Raw genomic sequence first — 24,548 nt, 5'->3', positions numbered from 1 at the left:
CCACACCCGGCGGCATCAACGGGCCGCGTGCGGCCCTGTGTTGAGCGCGCTGCACCGTGACCCGGCTAACCGCCGAATTCTGGGTGCAGGCCTATTTGGCGCGGCTTCGATTTCAGGAGATACCGGCCTTTGTAGTGTCACATGGTGACGACACGGCTGGAGCTGTGCTGGTTAAGCTGAATACGCTGGACGGTCAGGCGGTAGCATTTCATCGTTCATATGATCTGATGAGCGGCGAGCGGAAATGGGTTGAGCTGGCCAATGGCGACGAGCGCGAGGTGGATGCCTCGGTTTGTAAGCAGGGGGAGTTTGACCCCGATCTATGGGTGATCGAGGTCGAGGACCGGCAAGGCCGCCATTTGCTGGATGAGCCGGGACTAGAGTAACTACCAGCCGGTGGTTTTGTGCGAGATGTCATGGCCTGTCGCAGAGGGTACGCCACCGGCAAATTCCTTTACCCGTCCAGCGAAGGTTTTGAAGTACTCCTGTGATTGGACGTGTTTCAAAGTTTCGGCACTGTCCCAACGGCCCCAGTGAAATCTGGTTTCCTTGTCATCGGCGGTGGCCACTTGATAGGTGAACTTACCCGCGATCTCTGGATCGTTGTCGATAGCAGAGATAAAATCGGACATGGCACTTTGCCAGATGGTTTCGTCGCCGCTGTATTTGTAAGTGATCGTTATGCCGCGCATTGTGGATTTCCTGTAATTAACAAAATAGTTAATCAAAGGTAGGCAATGGGTGCAGCGATACAAGGGGTACCTTGCAGTTTGTTGTGTGTTGCGGTCTGTTGGCCGGGAAATCGGATCCGAGTAGGGAGAGCAGCCAGTGGAATGGCGTGATCACGGCATTTTGCTAAGTCTGCGCCGCCATGGCGAAAGCTCGGCAATCATAGATGTCTTTACTGCGGAGCACGGCCGCCATGCAGGAGTGGTGCGTGGCGGTGCCAGCCGCAAGCAAGCGCCGATCTTACAACCCGGTGCGCAACTGGATCTGATCTGGCGTGCACGGTTAGAAGACCATCTAGGAAGCTATCAGGCGGAGTTGCTGCGTAGTCGCGCGGTAGCGGCATTTTCGGGGCGTTTGGCTTTGGCGGGGTTGAATGCGGTGACGGCGTTGTTGTCGTTTTGCCTACCGGAACGCGAAGCCCATGCCAGCCTGTATGCGAAGTCAGAGCAGTTGCTGGATCTGCTAGAGCAGGAAGAGCTGTGGCCTCTGGCATATCTGCGCTGGGAGATGATGTTGTTAGAGGAGATGGGCTTTGGCCTGGATCTAACCAACTGCGCGGTAACAGGGGCGACCGAAGGGCTGATCTATGTCTCTCCGAAATCTGGGCGGGCGGTGTCAGCCAAGGGGGCAGGGGACTGGGTCAGCCGCTTGCTGGCTTTGCCACCGGTTTTGCTGGGTGAGGGCGACGCGGATGATGCTGAGATCGTACAAGGTTTGCGGACCACAGGTTTCTTTCTTGAAACCCGACTGGCCCCATCGCTGGGTCGTAATCCACTGCCAGAGGCACGCGGTCGGTTTGTTGATGCGCTTACTCGGCGGCTTTGAAAACCATTTCACGGCCGTCGACGTTACTAAGGATCATGGTGCCTGCCGAAACTTCGGATAGGGTCATGTCCTGTAGGGTCTGTAGGAACTGGTGTTCCATCGTCATGTCGTCACAGGCCATGCGGGTCAGGCTAAGCTCTTGGATCTCGAACCAAGGGTAGGGGGCATCCATTGTCGCGGTGAAGGTGTTGCAGGGGGCAGCCCCCGCAATGCGCCCTTGTTCGGGGAAGTGTAGAGTAGTGGTTGCTGTAAAGGGTTGGCCGTCCATTTCAACCAGCCGCCATTCGATCTCGGCGGCTCCATAGGCGGCAACGGTTTCATCACCTGTACAGGCCGTCATCAAGATCAATGTCAGTAGTAAGATGGTCCGTAACATCAGGGGCTCCGTTCGCTGTGTCACTCGCTTTGAATGATCTGAGCAATCTTGTTACCAATTGCCGTACTGGCCTTGATCGACGGGTGGATCATGTCGAGCGTGTGGTAGGACCGGTCGCCATGGGGAACCAGATCGCGCAGCGATAGGAAATAGACGCCAGCGTCTAGGTCAGCCATGCGCGCAACGCGCTGCTCTAGAATGTCACCTTCATAGCGGCAATGTTCAATCGGAGAACCAACACCCGGGCTGCGCAGGTATCCGACGTAGATTACCTTGGCCCCGGTTTTACGTAGTTCTGACACCATGCCGGGAATCGCGCCTGTGGTGCCGTCATCGGTGACCAGTTTGTCCAGCTTGCGATCACAGGCCATGCAGCCGCAGCCGAGCAGCAGATCGTTGCCGCCGCCGTTCACGATAATCCAGTCCCATTCGCCTGTTTGGTATTGCTTGCCAATATTCAGGCCTGCGCTACCGGATATTGGCAAGCGATAGATAATCCGCGCGGCGGAAACTGACCGGTCGACGACGGGTTCATCCAGAGTTTTGGCAACCGTATTCGGGATCGACTGGCTGCTGATGTTGTTCCAGGCCATCAAGGAATCGCCCATCGCTAGAATACGGGTAGGTTGATCCTTGGGTGTGGTGTCGGCGCAGCCGGTTAACAGGGCCGTCACGGCTAGCAGGTGTATAAAAATTCGCATGGGGTTCTATAGCGAGAAAGCTGACGTAAGATAATAGTATCGCGTAGAAACAGTCCCTTTCCGAGAAGTGAGGGGCCATCGCGCAAAGAAAAGCCCGGCGCAATGGCCGGGCTGTCTGTTTCTGCAAAGTGATATGGCTTAGCTTAGCAAGCGACGCGCGATAACTTGTGCCTGAATTTCAGCGGCGCCCTCAAAAATGTTGAGAATGCGGGCGTCGCAAAGTACGCGGCTGATTTTGTACTCCATCGCGAACCCGTTGCCGCCGTGGATCTGCAAGCCGTTGTCAGCAGCAGCCCATGCGACACGGGCACCAAGCAGTTTGGCCATTCCGGCCTCTAGGTCGCAGCGGTGGCCGTTGTCTTTTTCCCAGGCTGAGAAATAAGTCAGCTGACGGGCAATCATGATCTCGACAGCCATCATTGCCAGCTTGCCTGATACGCGAGGGAATTCGATCAGCGACTTGCCGAACTGTTTACGGTCCTGCGCATATTGGGTGGCGATATCCAGTGCCGATTGCGCAACGCCAATGGCACGGGCAGCGGTTTGGATGCGGGCGGATTCGAAGGTTTCCATCAGCTGTTTAAAGCCTTTGCCTTCTTCGCCACCCAGCAGGCTTTCACCTTTGACCTGAAAACCGTCGAATGCCAGCTCGTATTCCTTCATGCCACGATAGCCGAGCACTTCGATCTCGCCGCCTGTCATGCCTTCGGTTGGGAATGGGTCTTGCTCGGTGCCAGGGGTCTTTTCGGCTAGGAACATTGACAGGCCACGGTGGTCAGTGGTGTCGGGATCGGTGCGCGCCAGTAGTGTCATGACATGTGTGCGGGCGGCGTGGGTGATCCAGGTTTTGTTGCCGGTAATGGTATAGTCCCCGGCCTCACTCTTGGTCGCGCGGGTGCGCAAAGAGCCAAGATCAGAGCCTGTATTTGGCTCGGTGAACACCGCCGTCGGTAAAATTTCAGCGCTTGAGATTTTGGGCAGCCAGTTGGCTTTCTGTTCGTCGGTGCCGCCGCAGATGATCAGTTCGGCTGCGATTTCTGAACGCGTCGCCAGTGAGCCTACGCCAATGTAACCACGTGACAGTTCCTCGGACACCACTACCATCGAGGCTTTGGACAGGCCAAAGCCGCCGTGTTCCTCGGGGATCGTCAGGCCGAACACGCCCATCTCTGCCAGCTCGTCGATGATCTCCATTGGGATCAGTTCGTCTTTGAGATGCCAGTCGTGGGCGTGGGGCTCGACCCGTTCGACCGCAAAACGGCGGAACTGCTCGCGGATCATTTCCAGCTCTTCGTCCAACCCGGTGGCGCCGGTGGTCAGGTTGGCGGATTGTTCCTGCATCAGTTCGACCAAACGGGTACGTGCCGCCTGAGTATTGCCGTTCTGGGTCAGGGCAATAACCGCTGGTTCCATCATCGCGTTCAGGTCATCTAGACTAAGGCCCATGTCCTGAGCGCGGACAACTTCGCCCTGGTTCATCTGAATGCCGCCATGGATCTGGCTAAGATATTCCCCAAAGGCGATCTGATGGATCAGCTGTTCTATTTCGCCAAAATTCCCGTTGGCCTGTAGGCGTTCGGCCCACTTCTGCATCTGCACAAGGCTTTGCTGATAAGTGGCAAGCCATGACAACCCGTGGGCTGCGGTTTGGTTCTGCTCGATCAGCCGACCCGAGATGCGGCCATTTTCGCTGACCATCGCGGCGACGGATGTGCGGGCGGTTTGGAACAGCTGGTCAACGGGCGGCAGTGCGGCGTTGGTTAGTGCCAAAAGATCACTAAGAAGAATCGGTGTCATAAGCAGTTCCAGTTTGTCTTGGGCGATGGGGCACATCTGTTCAGTCCTGTCAGGTGGTAATCACTTTGCAACTGCAGCGCAACAAAAATACGCTGCATCGCGGCATTTTGGACAATTGTTGCGCGGTCATTTCCTGCATGCAGCTTGCTGTGGATATGCTACAGGGGTTCTATGGATAGCTTATTCTTATTGATTTCTCCCTTTCAATTGGCCGCCGCCGTTGGTGTTGCCCTGCTTGCAGGAGTGATCAAGGGCATGGTGGGGTTCGGCATGCCGATGATCCTTATTTCCGGCCTTAGCGTGTTTCTAAGCCCGGAACTGGCCCTGGCGGGGCTGATTCTGGCGACAGTGGCGAGCAATGGTGTGCAGGCCCTACGACAGGGCTGGTCTGCCGCGTGGCAGTCGGTGAAGCGGTTCCGTGTGTTTCTGTTGGTTGGGTTTGTATTTCTGGTGTCCAGCGCGCAGCTAGTGCGGTTGTTGCCCACTCAGGTATTATTGCTGGTGCTAGGAGTACCGGTTACAGTTTTCGCATTCCTGCAACTGTTTGGCCTGCGGTTTCACCTGTCTAAGCCATCCGCCCGAATTGAGGCGGCAGTTGGCGCCTTTGCGGGTTTTATCGGCGGGTTGTCCGGCGTTTGGGGACCTCCGACGGTGGCCTATCTAACAGCATTGGACACGCCAAAGGGTGAGCACATCCGGGTGCAGGGGGTGATCTACGGGCTAGGGGCTGTGGCACTACTGGCGGCCCACACCGGGTCAGGTGTGTTGCGGGCAGAGACCCTGCCACTGTCCCTCGCTCTATTACCGCCTGCGATGATGGGTATGTGGTTTGGAGTTCGCTGGCATGACAGTATCGACCAAGCCACATTCCGCAAGGCTACGCTGGTGGTGCTATCCGTCGCTGGATTGAACCTGGTGCGCCGGGGCGTGTTTGGATGAGGACAGCGCCATGAGCAGTTCAGTCTCGGCCGAACGCCTTGCATTAGGCTCTATAGTGGTGTCGTTGCTCGTTCTGGGGCTCAAATTTCTGGCTTGGTGGATGACCGGATCTGTGGCGCTGTATTCCGACGCGCTAGAGTCGCTGGTCAACGTTGGTGGGGCTGCACTGGCTTTGATCGCCGTGCGTTATGCGCAGCGGCCGGCTGATCGTGGTCATCCCTATGGGCACCACAAGGCCGAGTACTTCTCTGCTGTAGCTGAAGGCATCATGATTGTGGTGGCTGCGTTGTTGATTGTTCATCAGGCGGTGGACGCGATTTATGCGCCCGATCTTAGTGAATTAGGGCCAGTTGGTATGGCTGTGAACGCAGTGGCGATGGTGATCAATTTCGCCTGGGCGCGGGTATTGATCGTTTGGGCGCGAAAGCATCACTCGCCAGCCATGGCGGCCAGCGGGCGCCATTTGATGAGCGATGTGTGGACATCAGTTGGCGTGCTGGCGGGGCTACTGCTGGCTGTGCTGACAGGATGGGCGATACTGGATCCATTGCTGGCCATCATCGTGGCTTTGAACATCCTGCGCGAGGGTCTTCATGTGATCCGTTCTTCGATTGGCGGGTTGATGGATTCGGCAGCGTCACCGGATGAGCAGGCACAGATTGATAAGACTATTCACGCGGCGGCCAATGGAGCGTTGCAGGTGCATGACATTCGAACCCGTCGCGCAGGGCAGGCTTTGTTTGTCGAGTTCCACATGGTGGTATCAGGTACCATGACGGTAGCTGCCTCACATGAAATCTGTGATCGGATAGAGGCGGAGCTGCGGGCGCAGATCCCCGGTATTAACGCCACCATTCATGTCGAGCCAGACAGCAAGCTAGAGCCGGTAGGCTTGAACCCGGCATAAGCCACTCTATGTCTCGGCCAGTATAGGGCGCGTGTTGGAGCGCTGCACACGTCTCGTGAAATGCAGAGCACTTCCTCATGGGTTTTGATCTCCGGTCTTCGGCATCGGAGAAAGGGTGTGCGATTTAGATTTGGGGGTGACCGATGACTGACGTTCAACAAGGACAGTGTTTCTGTGGTGCCGTTGCTATCGAAGTGACAGGCGCCCCCGAGGCAATGGGATATTGCCACTGCGAATCCTGTCGCTCGTGGTCGGCTGGTCCGGTGAATGCCTTCACTCTGTGGAAGCCAGAAGCCGTGAGTGTGACCAAAGGGGCCGAGCATCTGGCGACGTTTGAGAAGACGGAGAACAGTCAGCGGCAGTATTGTACGCAGTGCGGAGGGCATGTGATGACCGGGCACAAGGGCTTCGGTCTGGTTGATGTCTATGCCGCCTCTATCCCAACACAAAAATTCGAACCGGCCTTGCACGTGAACTATGCCGAGACAGTTTTACCAATCAAAGATGGGTTGCCGAAGCTACGTGATTTCCCGGCAGAGTTAGGCGGGAGTGGCGATACTATGGATGAATAGGTCGCGAGGCCGAATGCAAAAAAGGCCCCGGAATACCGGGGCCTTTTGTTTGTGACTGGTTAGGCTCAGCTGATTGCGGCTGATTTGACGTCTTCGTCAATGTAGGGCAGGTACTGCTCAAAGTTATCCGAGAACATCTGTACCAGTTTGGCAGCCTGAGCGTCATAGGCAGCCTGATCGTCCCAAGTGCGGCGTGGGTCCAGCAGGACCTCGGCAACACCGGGGGCGGCTACTGGAACGTCAAAGCCAAAATTGCTGTCCTTGCGGAACTCGGCCTCGGCCAGGGATCCGTTCAACGCAGCTGTCAGCAGGGCGCGTGTTGCACGGATTGGCATCCGTGAACCGATGCCATAGGCACCACCAGTCCAGCCAGTGTTCACCAGCCAGCAGGTTGCACCATGCTCAGCAATCTTTGTGCGCAGCAGGTTGCCATAAGCCTCAGGGCGGCGTGGCATGAACGGAGCACCAAAGCAGGTCGAGAATGTTGGCTCGGGCTCGGTTACACCGCGCTCAGTTCCGGCCACCTTGGAGGTGAAGCCAGACAGGAAGTGATACATTGCCTGCGCCGGGGTCAGACGGGCAATAGGAGGCAGTACACCAAAGGCATCACATGTCAGCATGATGATGTTCTTGGGGTGGCCACCCATCGCGGTTTTCGACGCGTTTGCGATGTATTCCAGAGGGTAGGCGCAGCGCATGTTGGCTGTCAGGCTGTCGTCCTTGAAATCCAGCTCTTTGGTTTCCTCGTCGTAGACCATGTTTTCAATCACGGTGCCGAACTTCGAGGTGGTGGCATAGATTTCAGGTTCGGCTTCTGCGTTCAGGTTTATGGTTTTGGCGTAGCAGCCGCCTTCGAAGTTGAACGTACCGTTGTCGGACCAGCCGTGCTCGTCGTCACCGATCAGGGTGCGCGACGGATCTGCCGACAGGGTTGTCTTACCGGTGCCGGACAGGCCAAAGAACACGGCCGAATCGACAGGGTTTCCTGTGGCGTGGTTCGCGGAACAGTGCATCGGCATGATGCCTTTTTCCGGCAGCAGGTAGTTCAGTAGCGAAAAGACCGACTTTTTGTTTTCGCCAGCATACTCGGTGCCGCCGATCAGGATCATTTTGCGCTCAAAGTTCATCGCGATGACGGTTTCAGAGCGGCAGTTGTGACGCTTTGGGTCAGCCTGAAAGCTGGGGCAGTTGATGACTGTATAGTCGGCAAGGAAGTCGTTTAGATCTTCACGGTCCGGGCGACGCAGCATGTGGCGGATGAACAGGTTGTGCCAGGCAAGCTCGGTCACCATGCGGACATTGATCGAATGCGCAGGGTCCGCACCACCGACCAGATCCTGAACAAAATATTCTTTGCCCTTCATGTGCTCTAGCATGTCCGCATAGAGAGCGTCGAAGCCCTCGGGGCTCATCTCTGCGTTATTTTCCCACCAGATGGTGTCAGCAACATTCGCGGTTTTCACCACATGTTTGTCTTTTGGCGACCGACCAGTGAACTTGCCGGTGGTAACCAAGAAGGCTCCGCCGTTACCCAAAGTCCCCTCGCCACGCTTTAGCGCAGCTTCGATCAGTGCCGGTTCCATATAGTTATAATAGACATGTCCCAGACCCTCGATGCCCTGATCTTCGAGTCGGAATTGCGGGTTAACCCGTCCTAATGTCATCAGTTCTTTCTCCTATGTCGGCGGGCACCATTACGATGATCTGCCTCGCCGTGGGATTATGGAAACGATCAAGCGACCGATAAAGGGGGTCATAACATGGTGATTTAGGGCGTGAACAGGACGCTTCCGCGCAGTTAGCGCAACCATTGTAAATTTTAGCGCAACCATCTTTCTAACGATGAAAACTGCAGCACCTGTTCAGGGAATACTAAGGTATTTTTGTCTCTATATAGACGCAACATTGTCTCAATTCGTTAATGGGGATTGATTCGAACCGGCAGAACAGCGATGAATACTGCAAAAAAACAGGCAGTACAGAGCAGATTAGGGGCACAAAGATGTCAAAGATTGCATTGGTCGACGATGACAGGAACATCCTGACTTCCGTCTCAATGACACTCGAAGCCGAAGGCTTTGAGGTCGAAACATACAACGATGGTCAGGCGGCGTTGGACGCGTTCAACAAAAAACTGCCTGATATGGCGGTTCTGGATATCAAGATGCCGCGTATGGATGGCATGGATTTGTTGCAGCGCTTGCGGCAGAAATCTCAGATGCCGGTGATCTTCCTCACCTCCAAAGACGATGAAATCGACGAGGTTCTTGGCCTGCGCATGGGGGCGGACGACTACGTCAAGAAACCGTTCTCACAGCGTCTGCTGGTTGAACGTATCCGCTCTTTGCTGCGTCGTCAGGATGCAATCAGCGGCGACACGGAAAGTGGTGCGCCGGTGGCGGAAACCAAGGTTATGGAACGTGGTCAGCTGCGCATGGATCCGCTGCGCCATTCGGTTCGCTGGAAAGACGAGGACGTCTCGCTGACGGTAACCGAATTCCTGCTGCTGCAGGCCCTGGCCCAGCGTCCGGGTTTTGTCAAAAGCCGTGACCAGCTGATGGATGTGGCCTATGACGATCAAGTGTATGTGGATGACCGTACAATCGACAGTCATATCAAACGCTTACGTAAAAAGATGCGCAGTGCCGATTCCGACTTCTCTGCGATCGAAACTCTGTATGGCATCGGCTACCGGTACAACGAAGACTAAGTGGCCCTGATGGGTCTTGCTGGAAGGGCGCCAATGCGCGACACGGGAATGACACACAGCCAGAACGACGGTGACGTTGTCCTGGGCGACGATTGGGTCGCCCCGGAGAGCATTGTCGAGCGTGAAATGCTGGCCAAGCGCGCACGTCGTGGGCTGTTTTCACTCAAGGGATCGCCGCTGACGCGAAAAATCATCATCTTCAATTTAATTGCGTTGGTGATACTGGTCTTAGGCATCCTGTACCTTAATTCGTCACGTCAGAGCCTTGTTTTACAGCGCGCGGGCGCCGTGGCTGGCGAAGCGCGGTTGATTGCAGATGTGTTTGAAGCGCAATTGCCAACTGACGGTTCGGTGAGACTTGCTTCGGCGGATGGTATTGATGTGAGCGGTACTCTGCAGAAACTGAGCCTGCGAACTGGTGTCGAAGTCTACATCTTCGATACCTCGGAAAATCTGATTGAAAAGACGGTTGGCGAATCAGAAAATCAAGTGTTGGACCAGCTGAATGGTGGCTCATCTGGTCGTACTATGATCAGCGATGGACTGTCTGCAGTTTGGGGCGTGGCTGAGTGGATCTCGCCTTCCGGGACTGCTCAGGAGTTCGAAAGTCTGGAAAGTCAGTTGCGGACCATGGTGCCTCAGGCTCTGTCAGAAGGCACCAGAATTCAGTCCGCCAGCGACGCCAAAGGTGGTACTGTCTACACTGCCGTATCCCCAATCGTGCAAAATGGTCAACCGATTGGTGTGGTCGCAGTCGCATCGCCGTCCGGCGAAATCGACGCATTTGTCCGGGCCGAACGCGAGCGCGTCTACCAAATGTTTGTCATTGCGCTTCTGGTATCTGTCGGATTGTCGCTTGTGCTGGCGTCGACCATCGCTAACCCATTGGCAGACCTTGCCGAAGCAGCTGAATTGGGCCGTGATCGTGATGCGCGTCGGGTTCAACCAGGCCGCATTCGTATTCCGGATCTATCGGCCCGCCCAGATGAAATTGGCCGCCTAAGCCGGGCTCTGCGTGGGATGGTCAAGGCGCTCTACAGTCGTATTGATAGCAATGAACAATTCGCCGCGGACGTGGCGCATGAAATCAAGAACCCTCTGGCTAGCCTACAATCGGCGGTTGGAACGCTGCGTATCGTCAAGCGCGAGGATCAGCGTGAAACCCTATTGTCGGTGATTGAACATGATGTGCGGCGGCTGGATCGGCTGGTTAGCGACATCTCCAACGCCTCACGTCTGGATGCGGAATTAGTGAAAGAAGAAGAAGAGCAGTTTGATCTTCTGGAAATGATTGGCAACCTGAACCAGTATTTGGGTGAAGATGCCCGCGCCAAGGGAATCGATTATATCACTGACATGACCGAAGGTCCGATCATGCTCTCCGGGCTAGAGGCACGGTTGGCGCAGGTCTTTGTCAATCTGATCACCAATGCCATTTCGTTTTGTGACGAGGGTGACGCGATTCGCGTTTGGGCCCGACGCCGCGCGAACAGAGTGCTTGTCGTGGTCGAAGATACAGGCCCCGGCATTCCCGAACAGGCGTTGAACAAGATCTTCAAACGATTCTATTCGCAGCGCCCGGACGAGCACTTTGGCAATAACTCGGGCCTTGGGCTGGCGATCTCAAAGCAGATTGTCGAGGCGCATGGTGGTGTGGTTTGGGCCGAAAACATTCGCCCAACAGAAGTTGATATGACGTCAGAACCACTGGGCGCGCGATTTGTCGTTGGTCTGCCGGTTTAAAACATGGGCGGCACCGGTGATCTGTGCTTGCATGCAAGTTGCGTCTCTTTAGATGGGAATGGACTGCTGATCCGGGGGGGCTCGGGCAGTGGCAAATCAACGCTGGCCCTGTCGCTGATGGCTTTGGGGGCCAAGTTGGTTGCCGATGACAGGGTGCTGCTTACGCTAGAGCAGGGGGATCTGATTGCCCGCGCACCCGATTCTATAGCTGGTTTGATCGAAGCCCGTGGATTGGGCATTCTGAGCGCTGACCGTTGCTTTCAGACCGTTGTTGACACGGTGATCGATATGGATACCCCAGAAACAGATCGACTGCCGCCAATCCGTACAGTCATGCTCTTGGGGCAGTCGGTGACATTGTTACACAGACCTAGCACTGCCCATTTGGCGCCCGCTCTGTTACAATACCTCAAGCGCGGACGACAGGACCCAGACTCAGATGGAGCAACGTAAAGATACTCTTACGCCTTTGGTGTTGGTGACTGGCCCGTCTGGTGCGGGGCGGTCCAGTTCAATCAATGTGCTTGAGGATCTGGGGTTTGAGGCGATTGATAATCTGCCGCTACGATTATTGCCGCGATTGGTGATGACCGACAAAATCGAATCGCCGATGGCCTTGGGGTTAGACTGCCGAAATCGTGATTTCACACCGGAAGCCTTGCTAGAGCTAATCGCGGTTTTTGAAGGGTATCAGAATATTGCGCTGACGGTTCTGTATCTGGATGCACGCCCGGATGTTTTGTTGCGGCGATATTCTGAAACCCGCCGCCGTCACCCGCTGGCGCCTGCGGAAACGCCAGAAATCGGCGTTACCCGTGATCTGGACTTGATGCGTCCAATTCGCGAGCGGGCTGACTTGTTGCTGGATACCTCGGACTTAAATGTGCACCAGCTAAAGGCCGAGATCGAACACTGGTTTGCCCCCAATGGGCGATCACTGGCGCTGTCAGTGCAAAGCTTTTCATACAAGCGCGGTATCCCACATAGCGTTGATATGGTGTTCGATTGTCGTTTTCTAACGAACCCCTATTGGCAGGAAGGTCTGCGTGGGATGGATGGGCGCGATGCGGCGGTGCAGGCGCATGTAAAGGCCGACCCTCGGTACAGCGAGTTTTTTGACCGGGTGCTGGGTTTGGCCCAAATGCTGCTGCCAGCCTATCGCGAAGAGGGGAAATCACACCTTTCAATCGCATTTGGGTGTACTGGTGGGCAACATAGATCAGTGACATTGGCAGAAACACTGGCCAAGGCCCTTGCAGAAGATGGCCAGCAGGTGTCAATTAGACATCGCGAGCTGCAGGGCCAGCAGTAGAACAGAGAGGCCGTATTGATCGGGATTGTGATTGTTGCTCATGGTGGACTGGCCAGGGAATACGTGGCCGCAGTTGAGCATGTTGTCGGTGAACAACCGCATCTGAAGGCGATATCTATCGGCCCGGAAGATGACCGGGACGCCAAGCAAAAAGAGATCTGTGCTGCCGCCGATGAGGTGGACAGCGGGTCCGGTGTTGTGGTCGTCACTGACCTGTTTGGCGGGTCGCCGTCAAACCTGAGCCTGCAAGCGTGCGCTCCGTCCAATCGGCGCATTCTTTATGGGGCTAACCTGCCTTTGCTGATCAAGCTGGCTAAAACACGCCACTTGCCGGTTGCTGACGCAGTGCGCCAAGCACTGGAAGCAGGTAAGAAATATATCAATTCGCAGAACATCAGCCCCGAGGGGGAATAATCGATTTCGATGACGCAGAAAACACTCAAAATTGTGAACCAAAAAGGACTGCATGCCCGTGCATCCGCCAGGTTGGTAGAAGTGGTCGAAGGCTTTGACGCCTCGGCTGAGGTTTCACGGGACGGGTTGTCCGCCTCGGGCGATAGTATTATGGGACTTTTGATGTTGGCAGCTTCGATGGGAACGACTATTGACGTCGAAACTTCGGGTCCGGATAGTGTTGCACTGGCGGAGGCGCTGGAGACATTGGTTGCTGATAAGTTTGGCGAAGGCTTTTAGCCTGACCAGCATTTGAGAAGACAGGACGTGCGCTTTGGCGGATACCACTCAGGATAGGGACGGCTCCCGCATCACGCAGGCGCAAGGGCAAGACGGCGAGGTCTATGATCGCCGCACCCTGACCTATGCCAATTCGTTCGACGATCGCTGGACGTCATTGGCGATCAAGACCATCGAATGGGCCACGGGCAAGTTGTCTATCCTTCGCATGGTCAACAAGTTTGAAAAGAACAACGCAAAGTTCCGGGGCCAGGAATTCTGGCGCGGCGCTTTGGATACCATGGGGATCGAACTGAAAACCCCAGCTGATCAGTTGCAAAACATCCCGTCCAAGGGGCCAGTTGTTGTGGTGGCAAACCATCCCCACGGCATGGTCGATGGTATGGTCATTGCTGAACTGGTTGGGCGGGTACGTCAGGACTACCGCATCCTGACCCGCTCGGTGCTGACCGGTCTGGACGAGGCAGCTACGTCTTTCATGATTCCTGTGCCGTTCCCGGACGACCCCGAGGCGCAACGCAAGATGGTTGAAATGCGGGCCAAGGCGATGGCGCACCTGAAAGAGGGCGGCGTTGTTGCCCTGTTCCCTTCGGGGGTGGTGATGTCGTCAGAAACGATGTTTGGTCCCGCGCAAGAGGCTGAGTGGAATGTTTTCACCGCGCAGATGATCCGTCGGTCAGGTGCCAAGGTCGTGCCGCTGTATTTTCCGGGCAGCAATTCGCGGGCATATCAGATTGCCAACAGGATCTCGGCGGTGCTGCGTCAGGGGCTACTGCTGCATGAAATTGTTCGGTCGTGTAATCGCCCGCAGTCGCCTGTCATTGGTGAGGTCGTGAACGACGAACAGATGGAGCAACTGAAAAGTGATCCACGTGGCTTCATGGCTTGGCTGCGGCAGCACACGCTAAACCTAGGCGACAAGACTTAATCCCAGTTTTAAGAAATGTGCGCCTTTGGCGCTCTGGTTTGTTCGCCATAGAGCGGGCCGCGCTGTCACGTGTAGATAAGGCGTTCCACGTGACGCGCTGGTTCAGGCTGCGGTTAGCGGGTCGGGACCGGTGTCTCTCCGCGATAATCATAGAAACCACGTTGGGTTTTGCGGCCCAGCCAGCCGGCCTCGACGTATTTGGTCAGTAGCGGGCAGGGGCGGTATTTGGTGTCGGCTAGCCCGTCGTGCAGCACGTTCATGATCGCCAGGCAGGTGTCCAGGCCAATGAAGTCCGCCAATTCCAGCGGTCCCATCGGGTGGTTGGCGCCCAGCTTTAGCGACAGGTCAATTGACTGCACCGAGCCAACGCCCTCGTAGAGGGTATAGACCGCCTCGTTGATCATCGGCATCAGAATACGATTGACGATGAAGGCAGGGAAATCTTCGGCGCTGGCAGCGGTTTTGTTCAGGCGCTCGACCACGCTATGGCAGGCCTCGTAGGTTTCCTTGTCCGTCGCGATGCCCCGAATCAGCTCGACCAATTGCATCACCGGTACGGGATTCATGAAGTGGAAGCCCATGAAGCGCTCTGGTCGGTCAGTGCGAGACGCGAGTCGGGTGATTGAGATCGACGATGTGTTCGACGTGAGGATGGTGTGAGGCAACAAATGTGGGAGCAAGTCATCGAAAATTGCTTGTTTAATCGTTTCCCGCTCGGTTGCAGCTTCGATGACCAGATCGGTTGCGCCGACGTCGGCCAAGGTCAGAGACGTCGTAATACGTGCCATCGCAGCTGTCATCGCTGTGTCTGAAACCTTGCCTTTGCTGACTTGGCGGGACATATTTTTCTCAATCGAGGCGATAGCATCGTCCAGCGCCTGCTGACTAATGTCATTAAGAACAACATCATAGTCTGCCAGAGCCATCACGTGGGCGATACCGTTGCCCATCTGTCCTGCTCCGATAATGCCGATTTTTTGAATAGTCATGCCTTGGGCCTTTCGGGTTGCCTGCGGCGTGATCTTAGCGAGCAGGTTGAGGCAGGTACAAGTGGGATCGCGCCGTATTTAAGCGATTTTTAACATTAGTAATTTGGCAAGAGACTCACGTCACAGTGGATCTCGGGTGAATATTTGGTGGGAATTATGAGTTATGAACTGACAGGCGCGTCAGCGCTTTCAGACGAGCCATGTAGGTATGGCGAGTCGAAGTTATTAGTGCGAGGCCCACGACGGGACCTTGAGGCGCCGTATGTGGCGTTCATGGGTGGGACAGAGGTTTATGGGCGATTCGTTGAACGCCCCTTTGTGTCCCGGCTGGAAGAGACTTTGGGGCAGACCTGTGTGAACCTTGGCAGTGTAAACGCCGGGCTGGACAGCTTTGTGAATGATGAAGAGCTGAAGCAGGTCGCGCGAGGCGCTGACATGACGGTGCTGCAGGTGCTTGGCGCTCAGAACCTCTCAAACAGAATGTACCGGGTGCATCCCCGGCGCAATGATCGCTTTTTGCAAGCCAGTGACACGCTGTGCGCGTTGTACGACGAGGTTGATTTTACCGAATACCATTTCAATAAGCACCTGCTGACTGGGCTGGAGGCTTGTTCGGTTGATCGCTTTGTTGCAGTTCGCGCTGAGCTGGAGACCGCTTGGGTAAAGCGGATGGCCAAGATGATCAGGGAGCTGGAGGGAAAGGTTGTCCTGTTGTGGCTGCGTTATGAGTTGGAGCAAGGGGACAATGAAGGTAGCCCCTTCGGGCAAGAACCATCATTGATTGAGGCCGATATGATTGACGCATTGCGGTCACAAGTGCAGGCGGTCATTGAGGTGCCAGTGCAGACAGCAGGTCCTGCGGATGACGTCGATGGAATGGTTCTGGGGCAGATGGATTTGCCTGCTGCTGGGCATATGATTGGCCCAATGGAGCATATCCGCATCGCCGATGCCGCCGCTGACGGGCTTCGTGAGGTTCTGGAGGCTGATTGACAGCCAAGCTAACCCTTCTTTCCAAATAAAAAGGCCCGGCGGTGATCCGCGGGCCTTTTTCTATTGGTGTGTGGTGCGTGCCGACACGCACCGTTTGGGGTTTAGCCCAGTTTTTCAGTCAGCTCTGGTACGGCCTGAAACAGGTCCGCCACCAGACCAAAGTCAGCAACTTGGAAGATCGGTGCTTCTTCGTCTTTGTTGATCGCCACGATGACTTTCGAGTCTTTCATACCTGCCAGGTGCTGGATCGCGCCTGAGATGCCGACGGCAACATACAGATCCGGTGCAACCACCTTGCCGGTCTGGCCAACCTGCCAGTCGTTCGGGGCATAGCCTGAATCCACCGCAGCACGCGAAGCACCAACCGCAGCGCCCAGCTTGTCGGCCAGGGCTTCGATCAGTTTGAAGTCGTCCTCGGAGCCAACGCCGCGACCACCGGACACAACCACACCAGCTGAGGTCAGCTCGGGGCGGTCAGATGCGGCAACCTTGTCTTCAACCCATTCCGACAGGCCTGGGTTTTCAGCGGCGCCAATGGTTTCAACCGAAGCTGAGCCGCCATCGCCAGCTGCGTCAAAGGTGGATGTCCGGAAGGAAATCACCTTCTTGGCGTCCGACGATTTAACGGTCTGGATTGCGTTGCCAGCATAGATTGGGCGCTCGAATGTGTTGCCATCGACAACACCCGAGACATCCGACAGCACCATCACGTCCAACAGCGCAGCGACGCGTGGCAGTACGTTTTTGGCATCTGTGGTAGCTGGAGCAACGATGTGCTCGTAGTCGCCAGCCAGGCTAGCGATCAGCGCCGCAGTGGGTTCCGCTAGGCGGTGGCCCAGGGATGCGTCTTCAGCGACCAGGACTTTGGCAACGCCAGCAATTTTGGCGGCTTCGTCACCGGCAGCAGCAGCGGTGGCACCGGCGCAGAGCACAGTGATATCGCCCAGCGAACCGGCAGCGGTCACAGCTTTGGCAGTGGCATCCAGCGCCAGCGCGCCGTCGGACACTTCAGCAAGGAGAAGAACAGCCATTACACAGCCCCCGCTTCTTTGAGTTTCTCAACTAGCTCGTCAACCGAACCTACGATGATACCGGCCGAACGGGCCTCGGGCTCAGTCGTCGACACGATTTCCAGACGTGGAGTGACGTCGACGCCGTAGTCTTCGGCGGTCTTGGTATCCATCGGCTTTTTCTTGGCCTTCATGATGTTCGGCAGCGACGCATAGCGTGGCTCGTTCAGGCGCAGGTCAACGGTGACGATGGCAGGCATCGCAACCTTGAGGGTCTGCAATCCGCCGTCCACTTCGCGGGTCACAACAGCGTGCTCGCCGTCGATGTCCAGCTCGGATGCGAATGTACCCTGAGACCAGCCCAGCAGCGCCGACAGCATCTGGCCGGTGGCGTTCATGTCATTGTCGATGGCTTGCTTGCCAGCCAGAACCAGTCCGGGCTGCTCTTCCTCGACAATTTTGGCAAGGATCTTGGCAACGGCCAGTGGCTCGATGTCGGTTTGCACGTCTTCGGCGGCGACTACCAAAATGGCGCGATCCGCACCCATGGCCAGCGCGGTGCGCAGGGTTTCCTGCGCCTGCTTGACGCCGATCGAGACCGCAACGATCTCATCTGCCTTGCCGGCCTCTTTCAGGCGGATCGCCTCTTCGACGGCAATCTCGTCAAAGGGGTTCATCGACATTTTAACATTGGCGAGATCGACACCGCTGCCGTCCGCTTTCACACGGACCTTAACGTTGTAATCAATCACGCGCTTGACAGGCACGAGTACCTTCATTTTGCGTTCTCTCCTTAACAAATGGCAAGCCGCGTGGGCGACTCCCCTTAATGCTCTCGCGATGTTGATATCGGCTCACAAGTCAGCACAACAGCGCAAAATCGTCACGTTTTCCATCACCGACGTCGCGTTTATTGGTTTGGGACAACTTCATTGCAAGAATATTGCGCAATTGGGGTATTTATACCGATAGTTGAAGGTCTGATATCGGAACCGCTGTTATCGGTTGGCGCCGGGCACCCATAATACATCACCGGCGCCATTTTGATTGGCCACGCGGGATGCAACAAAGAACCAGTCAGACAGTCGGTTCAGATATTTGACGGTGACTGGATTGATGTCTTCGGCACTGGCTAGATCGGTTGTAAGACGTTCGGCTCGGCGGGCAACAGTGCGGCACACGTGCAGGTGGGCAGACAAGGCCGAGCCGCCGGGTAGGACAAAACTGCGCAGCGGTGCCAGATCCTTGTTCATGGCGTCAATTTCGGCTTCGAGCCGGTCAATCTGTGACGCGACTACACGCAGTGGCGGGTATTCGGCCTTAGCATCCTGATCCATTTCGGGGCGGCACAGGTCGGCTCCAAGATCGAACAGATCATTCTGGATGCGCGCCAAAGCCTGATTCATTTCGCCCTCGGCTTTTAGGCGAGCAACACCAACAAAGGCATTCAGCTCGTCCGAGGTGCCGTAGGCGTTGACGCGGGCGGCATGTTTGGCGACGCGCTCGCCGTTGCCAAGCGCGGTGTCGCCTTTATCGCCTGTGCGGGTGTAGATCTTGTTCAGAACAACCATGTTACTGGCCTCCCTGGCTCCTCAGGTAAACGTAGGCAACGATCAGTAGGACGGCGATGAATTGAAACAGTAGCCGCAGCCGCATCATCTTGTTGCCGTGTTTTTGGTTGAAATCGCCGCCCTTGCCATAACCCGCAATGCCAATAACCAGCACCACAACAACAGAAGCCATTGCAGCAACAACCAGATAGAAAAGTGAATCAGCCATTACGCCCTCGTGACTATGAAGTTCTTTGCATTGGTCTATCGCGGGAGCGCAGGGAAAGCGACCTTGAAAACGACGGGGATTTTCAGCGCAGTTTGGCCAGAATGCGATCGGTGGCGCGGGTTGTCAGGATCCGCTTAAGAAGACCCCCAACATGGGTGGGCGTCGTGACATAGTACCGCGGCTTTGGCCGACGGGATTCGCAGGCGTGGATCAATTTGGATGTAACGGCAGAGGCAGGGAGTTCGAACGTATCGGGGCCCGAACTCTTGTACAGGCGCTTCAGCAGGCTTTTTTCGTACAAATCACGCAGCGCCGAATTTTCCCAATCAATGAAGCGTTCAAAGTGAGGGATGGAGTTTTCGCGGATTTTGGATGTGACCGGGCCGGGTTCAATCAGAATGACCTGGATGCCACTGTCCCTTAATTCAATCCGTAAAGTGTCGGTTAGGCCCTCGATGGCGTATTTCGTCGCAACGTAGGCGCCACGCCAGGGAAACGATACAAATCCAAGAATCGAGGAGTTCTGGATGACTCGCCCGTGGCCTTGTTTGCGCATGACCGGAATCACCTGGCGAGTCAGCTCATGCCAGCCAAAGAAATTAGCCTCGAAAATTGTGCGCAACCCTTCTGTTGGAAGATCTTCTACCGCGCCGGGCAGACCGTGTGCGCCATTGTTGAACAAGGTGTCCAGCGTTCCGCCGGTTGCGTTCAGAACGTGATCCAACCCAGAGGCAATAGTGTCGGGCTTGGTGTAATCAATCAGCGGGCTGTCAAAGCCTTCGGCGCGCATCCGGTCGCAGTCGCGTTGTTGGCGGCATGATGCAAACACAGTCCAACCGCGGTCTCGCATGCCTCGTGCCGCGTCCAGGCCAATCCCTGAGGAACAGCCTGTAATCAGAATGGTCTTTTTCATAAACGCCTCATTCCCTGATGTACCAAGGGTACCTTTGCAGGGTTATGGGCGTTTATGGCTAATCAGGGAAGCGGCAATCCAGCCGACTTGTTCACCGTCAACGACTCGTAGCCGCAGCCATCCGGTGCCGCTATCACCCAGAACTTCGACAGCGGCGTTCCGGTTCAGTTTGCTCACGACTGGGTGCAAGGTGCCGGGGCCGTCCCGCATGTTGACGCGGCTGGCGGTCACGTGGCGCAAATCAGCTGCCGGGATCAACGGGGTGATCGGCTCGGCCGGAGTGTCTGATACGATTTTGTTGTCGGCTAATGATGTCAGTCCGCCTGACAGCGAGGCTAATTGCACTGATGTGTCATTCGATGGAGTGGTGCTCGTTTGGATCCCAAAGCCGAAGGTTGTCTCGCCCACAGCGGCAATTTGGCTCAGAACAACCCTGGATCTCAGGTCGGGGTCTGCTTTGGGGCGATCGGGCAGGGCGGCTGCCGCATGGGGAATGCTCGGCTGTAAAACGGGTGTCTGCTCTGGCTGGATTACAGGTTTTGTAACCAGCGACGCTGCTGTCACATGCTGGTCCGCAATAGGAGGCATTTTGGCCACATCTATGGCCGTGGGTCTCTCTGGCGGTGCAAAATCCGCCCCGCCGCTGACCTCGTAAAAAGCCCAGCCCATGAACATGAAAGATACCATCACAAACCGTGACATGGCGCTAACCCCCCGGGTAAAACTTAGTTTCAGAAAAAATGCACAAGAGAATTCCGGTGGCAGAGTACCGGCTGGTTTTTAACGTAGCGTAATTTCTTTGCCGAAAAACAGGGGAGAGTTAGTGAAAATCTCCCCCAGAGGATAAATCTCTGGCGGTAACGCCCCAGATCTAAGGAATTTTGTTGCAGCCGCTTTACCAATATCGGCCGGGCAAGTATCACCCTTGTATGACCGATCTGGTAGACCACTCCGACTTGCCCTCTTCTCCTGATGGAGATGAGATCCTGGAACCGCTGCGCCGCGCAATAGGCGAGCGTTATCTAACCTATGCGCTGAGCACGATTATGCACCGGGCCTTGCCTGATGCGCGCGATGGGTTGAAGCCTGTGCACCGGCGGATCCTGTATGCGATGAGCCGTCTTCGGCTGACGTCAACCGGTGGGTTTCTGAAGTCGGCCAAGATTTCAGGCGATACCATGGGCGACTTTCACCCGCATGGTGACGCCGCGATCTATGATGCAATGGCGCGTCTGGCGCAGGACTTTAACGTTCGTTACCCGCTGGTCGATGGTCAGGGTAACTTTGGCAACATCGACGGCGATAATCCTGCGGCCTCGCGCTATACAGAAGCCCGGATGACATTCGTCGCCGAGGCTATGCTGGAAGGTCTGGCCGAAAACGCGGTGGATTTCCGTGACAACTATGATGGACGTCTGACCGAACCGTCGGTACTGCCTGCAACCTTCCCAAATATTCTGGCCAATGGGGCTGCGGGTATTGCGGTGGGGATGGCAACTAATATTCCACCGCATAACATTGCTGAGTTGATCGACGCCTGCCAGCATTTGATCAAGACACCGGATGCGCGTGACGATACCCTGCTGAACCATGTGCCGGGCCCTGATTTTCCAACCGGCGGCATCATCGTTGAACCGCCTGAAAATATCGCGCAGGCCTATCGGACCGGCCGTGGCTCGTTTCGGTTGCGGTGTAAGTATGAGGTCGAGGATTTAGGCCGTGGCCAGTGGCAGATCGTCGTCACCGAAATTCCGTATCAGGTACAGAAATCCAAGCTGATCGAGAAAATCGCCGAGCTGATCCAGACCAAGAAGGTTCCGATTCTGGGCGATATCCGCGACGAGTCGGCAGAAGACATCCGGGTGATTCTGGAGCCGCGCTCTAAGAACGTTGATCCCGAGGTTCTGATGAACATGATGTACCGCAACTCGGATCTCGAGGTGCGATTCTCGCTCAACATGAACGTGCTGATTGACGGGGTCACCCCCAAGGTCTGCTCGATGAAAGAGGTGCTACGCGCGTTCCTTGATCACCGACGTGATGTGCTGGTTCGCCGCTCGCAGCACCGGATGGACAAGATCGATCACCGGTTAGAGGTGTTGGCGGGCTTTATCATTGCCTTCCTCAATCTGGATCGGGTGATTGAAATTATCCGCTACGATGATGACCCCAAAGCAGCGCTGATGCGTGAAAACTGGGATCAGGATCATCCACGTGCGCTGACCGAAGCCGAGTACATCTCGCCTAAGGCAGGTTCGGGTGAATTGACCGAGGTGCAAGCCGAGGCGATTCTGAATATGCGCCTGCGGTCCCTCCGCCGTTTGGAAGAGATGGAACTGGTCCGCGAGCGCGATGAATTGCGCGAAGAGCGTGCTGGGTTGGTGGCTTTGCTGGCCTCTGAGGATCTGCAATGGAGCACGATTTCGGGGCAGCTGAAGGAAACCAAGAAGAAGTTCGGCAAGACCTATGCAGGTGGCGCACGACGGACCCAATTTTCCGAGGCGGGCGAGGTCGAAGACGTGCCGCTGGAGGCGATGATCGACCGTGAGCCGGTAACGGTGGTGTGCAGCCAGATGGGCTGGATTCGCGCAATGACAGGCCACATCGATCTGAACCGTGAGCTAAAGTTCAAAGATGGTGATGGTCCTCGGTTTGTCTTCCATGCCGAAACCACAGATCGTCTGCTGGCCTTTGGCAGCAATGGGCGCTTCTATACGATTAGTGCCGCCAACCTGCCTGGTGGGCGTGGCATGGGCGAACCGTTGCGACTGATCGTTGACTTGCCAAACGAAGTTGAAATCGTTGATCTGTTCATTCACCAACCCGAGGGCAAGCTGCTGGTGGCCTCGATGGCGGGGAATGGATTTATCTGTGCCGAGAAAGAGATCGTTGCCCAGACGCGCAGCGGCAAGCAGGTGCTGAACGTCAAGGATGATGACCGGGCCAAGGTCTGTGTGCCGGTGGTCGGTGATCACGTTGCGGTGGTTTCTGAAAACGGCAAGTTCCTAGTGTTCTCAGTCGAAGAAATGCCCGACCTGACACGTGGCAAAGGTGTGCGGTTGCAGAAGTACAATATGGCCCGTGGCAAGCAGGGCGCATTGGAGCTGGATGGCGGGCTAAGCGATATCACCACGTTCAACTGGGATGACGGTCTGACCTGGGAAATGGGCGGTGGCAAAACCCGCCATGAACCGGACCTGAGCTCTTGGCTGGGTAAACGTGCTGGTGTGGGCAAGCGCCCGCCGCATGGTTTCCCTCGCACCTACAAATTTGACTGATTGCAGGCCCTGACCTGTGACACCCCTGCCACCGGAGGCGTTTGCTCTGGTGGCGTTGGGTTGTCTCGCTTTACCCAACCTTAGATAGCGGTCTATCAGTTCAGGACTGATTTTATGAAAAGAGACTAACCAATGATCCGAATTCTTGCGTTTCTGGCCTCGATTTCCATGCTGGCGGCCTGCACCCCTGCAACACCGGACGAACCGCTAGAGGATCTAGGTGCGTTCTCATTGGGGCACAACATTGTTATCGCTTCCAAGATGCAAGAGGTGCCTGGGTCGCGTGACGCAACCCAAGAAGAGTGGACCGAGGTCCTGACCAGCGAGGTAGATGCCCGATTCGCACGTTATGAAGGGGATCAGCTTTATCACTTTGGAATCAGCATCGAGGGCTTCTTTCTTGCCCCTCCAGGTGTTCCGCTGGTGTTAAGCCCAAAGTCCGTTCTGGCGATCAGAGTTACGGTCTGGGACGATGCCGCCGGGGTAAAGCTGAACCCCGAAGCCAAAACATTCACCGTATTTGAAACCACAACTGCAGATAGTTTCTTGGTTGGATCAGGGCATACTCGAAGCAAAGAAGAGCAGCTGCGTGGATTGGCGCGCAATGCGGTTGGCCAGATCGAAGAATGGATACTGGAAGAGCATCAGACGAACGGTTGGTTTGATGCGACCTCGGAAACACCCGAAGTGGACCCCGCTGCGCCCAGTTAAAACACCGAGCGGTGGGTGTAATTTAAGTTTCATTTTCGAATTGCTTGATCTCTGTGCATAAAAGCACTATGTCGCCCGCGACAATGACCAGGGTCGACTGCCGATCCCACTTACCAAAAGGGCGCCTAGATTATGGCTAAGGAAAAGTTCGAACGTAACAAACCACACGTCAACATCGGCACCATCGGCCACGTTGACCACGGCAAAACCACGCTGACAGCAGCGATCACCAAGTACTTTGGTGACTTCCAGGCCTACGACCAGATCGATGGCGCACCGGAAGAAAAAGCACGTGGTATCACCATTTCGACTGCTCACGTTGAGTACGAAACAGAGACTCGTCACTACGCTCACGTTGACTGCCCAGGTCACGCTGACTACGTGAAAAACATGATCACTGGTGCGGCTCAGATGGACGGCGCTATCCTGGTTGTTAACGCTGCTGACGGCCCAATGCCTCAGACACGTGAGCACATCCTGTTGGGTCGCCAGGTTGGCATCCCTTACATGGTTGTCTACATGAACAAAGTTGACCAGGTAGACGACGAAGAGCTGCTGGAACTGGTGGAAATGGAAATCCGCGAGCTGCTGTCTTCTTACGAATACCCTGGCGACGACATTCCTGTGATTCCTGGTTCGGCTC

At 55.8% G+C, this 24,548-nt stretch carries 28 protein-coding genes; 16 read left to right on the top strand and 12 right to left on the bottom strand.

Features of this window, described 5'->3' with window-relative positions:
- Window positions 1-56: 56 nt before the first annotated feature.
- On the top strand, window positions 57-386 hold the full coding sequence (locus tag DL239_RS16000) for a DUF1491 family protein (RefSeq protein ID WP_167685111.1): 330 nt from the start codon (window positions 57-59) through the stop codon (window positions 384-386).
- On the opposite strand, the gene DL239_RS15995 is transcribed toward DL239_RS16000, so the two are convergent.
- The gene (locus tag DL239_RS15995; protein ID WP_167685110.1) at window positions 387-692 is read right to left on the bottom strand and encodes a hypothetical protein; all 306 of its coding nucleotides are present in this window, start codon (window positions 690-692) and stop codon (window positions 387-389) included. It lies immediately after the preceding gene.
- Window positions 693-828: 136 nt separating this feature from the next.
- Between DL239_RS15995 and recO the strand changes: the two genes are divergently transcribed.
- The gene (recO, locus tag DL239_RS15990; protein ID WP_167685109.1) at window positions 829-1,554 is read left to right on the top strand and encodes a DNA repair protein RecO; all 726 of its coding nucleotides are present in this window, start codon (window positions 829-831) and stop codon (window positions 1,552-1,554) included.
- Here recO and DL239_RS15985 read toward each other — a convergent pair.
- From DL239_RS15985 to DL239_RS15975, 3 genes are all read right to left on the bottom strand, one after another.
- Window positions 1,538-1,930, bottom strand: coding sequence for an META domain-containing protein (locus DL239_RS15985; protein WP_167685108.1), 393 nt, complete (start codon window positions 1,928-1,930; stop codon window positions 1,538-1,540). The genes recO and DL239_RS15985 overlap by 17 nt on opposite strands.
- A 20-nt stretch (window positions 1,931-1,950) precedes the next feature.
- Entirely contained in the window at window positions 1,951-2,631 is a 681-nt protein-coding gene (locus DL239_RS15980; protein WP_167685107.1) for an SGNH/GDSL hydrolase family protein, read from the bottom strand.
- 138 nt (window positions 2,632-2,769) lie between these two features.
- Window positions 2,770-4,428 carry an acyl-CoA dehydrogenase family protein gene (locus DL239_RS15975; RefSeq protein ID WP_439650873.1) on the bottom strand — a complete coding sequence of 553 codons (1,659 nt, stop codon included), beginning with the start codon at window positions 4,426-4,428 and terminating at the stop codon, window positions 2,770-2,772.
- Between the two features lie 171 nt (window positions 4,429-4,599).
- Between DL239_RS15975 and DL239_RS15970 the strand changes: the two genes are divergently transcribed.
- From DL239_RS15970 to DL239_RS15960, 3 genes are all read left to right on the top strand, one after another.
- A complete protein-coding gene (locus DL239_RS15970) occupies window positions 4,600-5,367 on the top strand; it encodes a sulfite exporter TauE/SafE family protein (RefSeq protein WP_167685105.1) in 768 nt (255 codons plus the stop codon).
- A gap of 10 nt (window positions 5,368-5,377) precedes the next feature.
- Window positions 5,378-6,274 carry a cation diffusion facilitator family transporter gene (locus DL239_RS15965; protein WP_167685104.1) on the top strand — a complete coding sequence of 299 codons (897 nt, stop codon included), beginning with the start codon at window positions 5,378-5,380 and terminating at the stop codon, window positions 6,272-6,274.
- 143 nt (window positions 6,275-6,417) lie between these two features.
- On the top strand, window positions 6,418-6,846 hold the full coding sequence (locus DL239_RS15960) for a GFA family protein (RefSeq protein ID WP_167685103.1): 429 nt from the start codon (window positions 6,418-6,420) through the stop codon (window positions 6,844-6,846).
- A 65-nt stretch (window positions 6,847-6,911) separates the two neighbouring features.
- Here DL239_RS15960 and DL239_RS15955 read toward each other — a convergent pair whose 3' ends face one another.
- Entirely contained in the window at window positions 6,912-8,510 is a 1,599-nt protein-coding gene (locus DL239_RS15955; RefSeq protein WP_167685102.1) for a phosphoenolpyruvate carboxykinase, read from the bottom strand.
- 338 nt (window positions 8,511-8,848) lie between these two features.
- Here DL239_RS15955 and DL239_RS15950 point away from each other — a divergent pair, with 338 nt between their 5' ends.
- Genes DL239_RS15950 through DL239_RS15920 form a run of 7 tightly spaced genes read left to right on the top strand, consistent with a single transcriptional unit; the run spans window position 8,849 to window position 14,232 of the window.
- Window positions 8,849-9,556, top strand: coding sequence for a response regulator transcription factor (locus DL239_RS15950; protein WP_167685101.1), 708 nt, complete (start codon window positions 8,849-8,851; stop codon window positions 9,554-9,556).
- Between the two features lie 33 nt (window positions 9,557-9,589).
- On the top strand, window positions 9,590-11,299 hold the full coding sequence (locus DL239_RS15945) for a sensor histidine kinase (protein ID WP_167685100.1): 1,710 nt from the start codon (window positions 9,590-9,592) through the stop codon (window positions 11,297-11,299).
- 3 nt (window positions 11,300-11,302) lie between these two features.
- The gene (locus tag DL239_RS15940) at window positions 11,303-11,752 is read left to right on the top strand and encodes an HPr kinase/phosphorylase (RefSeq protein ID WP_167685099.1); all 450 of its coding nucleotides are present in this window, start codon (window positions 11,303-11,305) and stop codon (window positions 11,750-11,752) included.
- Window positions 11,739-12,611 carry an RNase adapter RapZ gene (gene rapZ, locus DL239_RS15935; protein WP_167685098.1) on the top strand — a complete coding sequence of 291 codons (873 nt, stop codon included), beginning with the start codon at window positions 11,739-11,741 and terminating at the stop codon, window positions 12,609-12,611. Before DL239_RS15940 ends, rapZ begins: the two co-directional genes overlap by 14 nt.
- A gap of 15 nt (window positions 12,612-12,626) precedes the next feature.
- Complete coding sequence (locus tag DL239_RS15930) at window positions 12,627-13,025, top strand: PTS sugar transporter subunit IIA (protein WP_167685097.1); 399 nt, start codon at window positions 12,627-12,629, stop codon at window positions 13,023-13,025.
- A 9-nt stretch (window positions 13,026-13,034) separates the two neighbouring features.
- Complete coding sequence (locus DL239_RS15925; protein WP_167685096.1) at window positions 13,035-13,304, top strand: HPr family phosphocarrier protein; 270 nt, start codon at window positions 13,035-13,037, stop codon at window positions 13,302-13,304.
- Window positions 13,305-13,338: 34 nt separating this feature from the next.
- Window positions 13,339-14,232, top strand: coding sequence for a lysophospholipid acyltransferase family protein (locus DL239_RS15920; protein WP_167685095.1), 894 nt, complete (start codon window positions 13,339-13,341; stop codon window positions 14,230-14,232).
- A gap of 113 nt (window positions 14,233-14,345) precedes the next feature.
- Here DL239_RS15920 and DL239_RS15915 read toward each other — a convergent pair whose 3' ends face one another.
- Window positions 14,346-15,221 (bottom strand): 3-hydroxybutyryl-CoA dehydrogenase, encoded by an 876-nt coding sequence (locus DL239_RS15915; protein WP_167685094.1) that lies wholly within the window; start codon window positions 15,219-15,221, stop codon window positions 14,346-14,348.
- Window positions 15,222-15,377: 156 nt separating this feature from the next.
- On the opposite strand from DL239_RS15915, the gene DL239_RS15910 reads away from it, so the two are divergent.
- Window positions 15,378-16,214 (top strand): DUF6473 family protein, encoded by an 837-nt coding sequence (locus tag DL239_RS15910; protein ID WP_167685093.1) that lies wholly within the window; start codon window positions 15,378-15,380, stop codon window positions 16,212-16,214.
- A 101-nt stretch (window positions 16,215-16,315) separates the two neighbouring features.
- Here DL239_RS15910 and DL239_RS15905 read toward each other — a convergent pair whose 3' ends face one another.
- From DL239_RS15905 to DL239_RS15880, 6 genes are all read right to left on the bottom strand, one after another.
- Complete coding sequence (locus tag DL239_RS15905; RefSeq protein ID WP_167685092.1) at window positions 16,316-17,245, bottom strand: electron transfer flavoprotein subunit alpha/FixB family protein; 930 nt, start codon at window positions 17,243-17,245, stop codon at window positions 16,316-16,318.
- Window positions 17,245-18,003 carry an electron transfer flavoprotein subunit beta/FixA family protein gene (locus DL239_RS15900; protein WP_167685091.1) on the bottom strand — a complete coding sequence of 253 codons (759 nt, stop codon included), beginning with the start codon at window positions 18,001-18,003 and terminating at the stop codon, window positions 17,245-17,247. The genes DL239_RS15905 and DL239_RS15900 overlap by 1 nt, the downstream gene beginning before the upstream one ends.
- Before the next feature lie 219 nt (window positions 18,004-18,222).
- Complete coding sequence (locus DL239_RS15895; RefSeq protein ID WP_167685090.1) at window positions 18,223-18,795, bottom strand: cob(I)yrinic acid a,c-diamide adenosyltransferase; 573 nt, start codon at window positions 18,793-18,795, stop codon at window positions 18,223-18,225.
- Window position 18,796: 1 nt separating this feature from the next.
- Window positions 18,797-19,003: a twin transmembrane helix small protein gene (locus tag DL239_RS15890; protein ID WP_167685089.1), complete on the bottom strand. Its 207-nt coding sequence runs from the start codon at window positions 19,001-19,003 to the stop codon at window positions 18,797-18,799.
- Between the two features lie 82 nt (window positions 19,004-19,085).
- On the bottom strand, window positions 19,086-19,916 hold the full coding sequence (locus DL239_RS15885) for an SDR family NAD(P)-dependent oxidoreductase (protein ID WP_167685088.1): 831 nt from the start codon (window positions 19,914-19,916) through the stop codon (window positions 19,086-19,088).
- Window positions 19,917-19,958: 42 nt separating this feature from the next.
- Window positions 19,959-20,618: an SH3 domain-containing protein gene (locus DL239_RS15880; protein WP_167685087.1), complete on the bottom strand. Its 660-nt coding sequence runs from the start codon at window positions 20,616-20,618 to the stop codon at window positions 19,959-19,961.
- 227 nt (window positions 20,619-20,845) lie between these two features.
- Between DL239_RS15880 and parC the strand changes: the two genes are divergently transcribed.
- From parC to DL239_RS15865, 3 genes are all read left to right on the top strand, one after another.
- Entirely contained in the window at window positions 20,846-23,194 is a 2,349-nt protein-coding gene (gene parC / locus DL239_RS15875) for a DNA topoisomerase IV subunit A (RefSeq protein ID WP_167685086.1), read from the top strand.
- 132 nt (window positions 23,195-23,326) lie between these two features.
- Window positions 23,327-23,905, top strand: coding sequence for a YnbE family lipoprotein (locus tag DL239_RS15870; protein WP_167685085.1), 579 nt, complete (start codon window positions 23,327-23,329; stop codon window positions 23,903-23,905).
- 132 nt (window positions 23,906-24,037) lie between these two features.
- Window positions 24,038-24,548 (top strand): GTP-binding protein (locus DL239_RS15865; RefSeq protein ID WP_167683455.1); only part of this gene is annotated, 511 nt, incomplete at its 3' end.

Source organism: Parasedimentitalea denitrificans (assembly GCF_011813015.1).
Classification (GTDB): domain Bacteria; phylum Pseudomonadota; class Alphaproteobacteria; order Rhodobacterales; family Rhodobacteraceae; genus Parasedimentitalea; species Parasedimentitalea denitrificans.
This window is presented reverse-complemented; position numbering and strand designations above follow the sequence as displayed.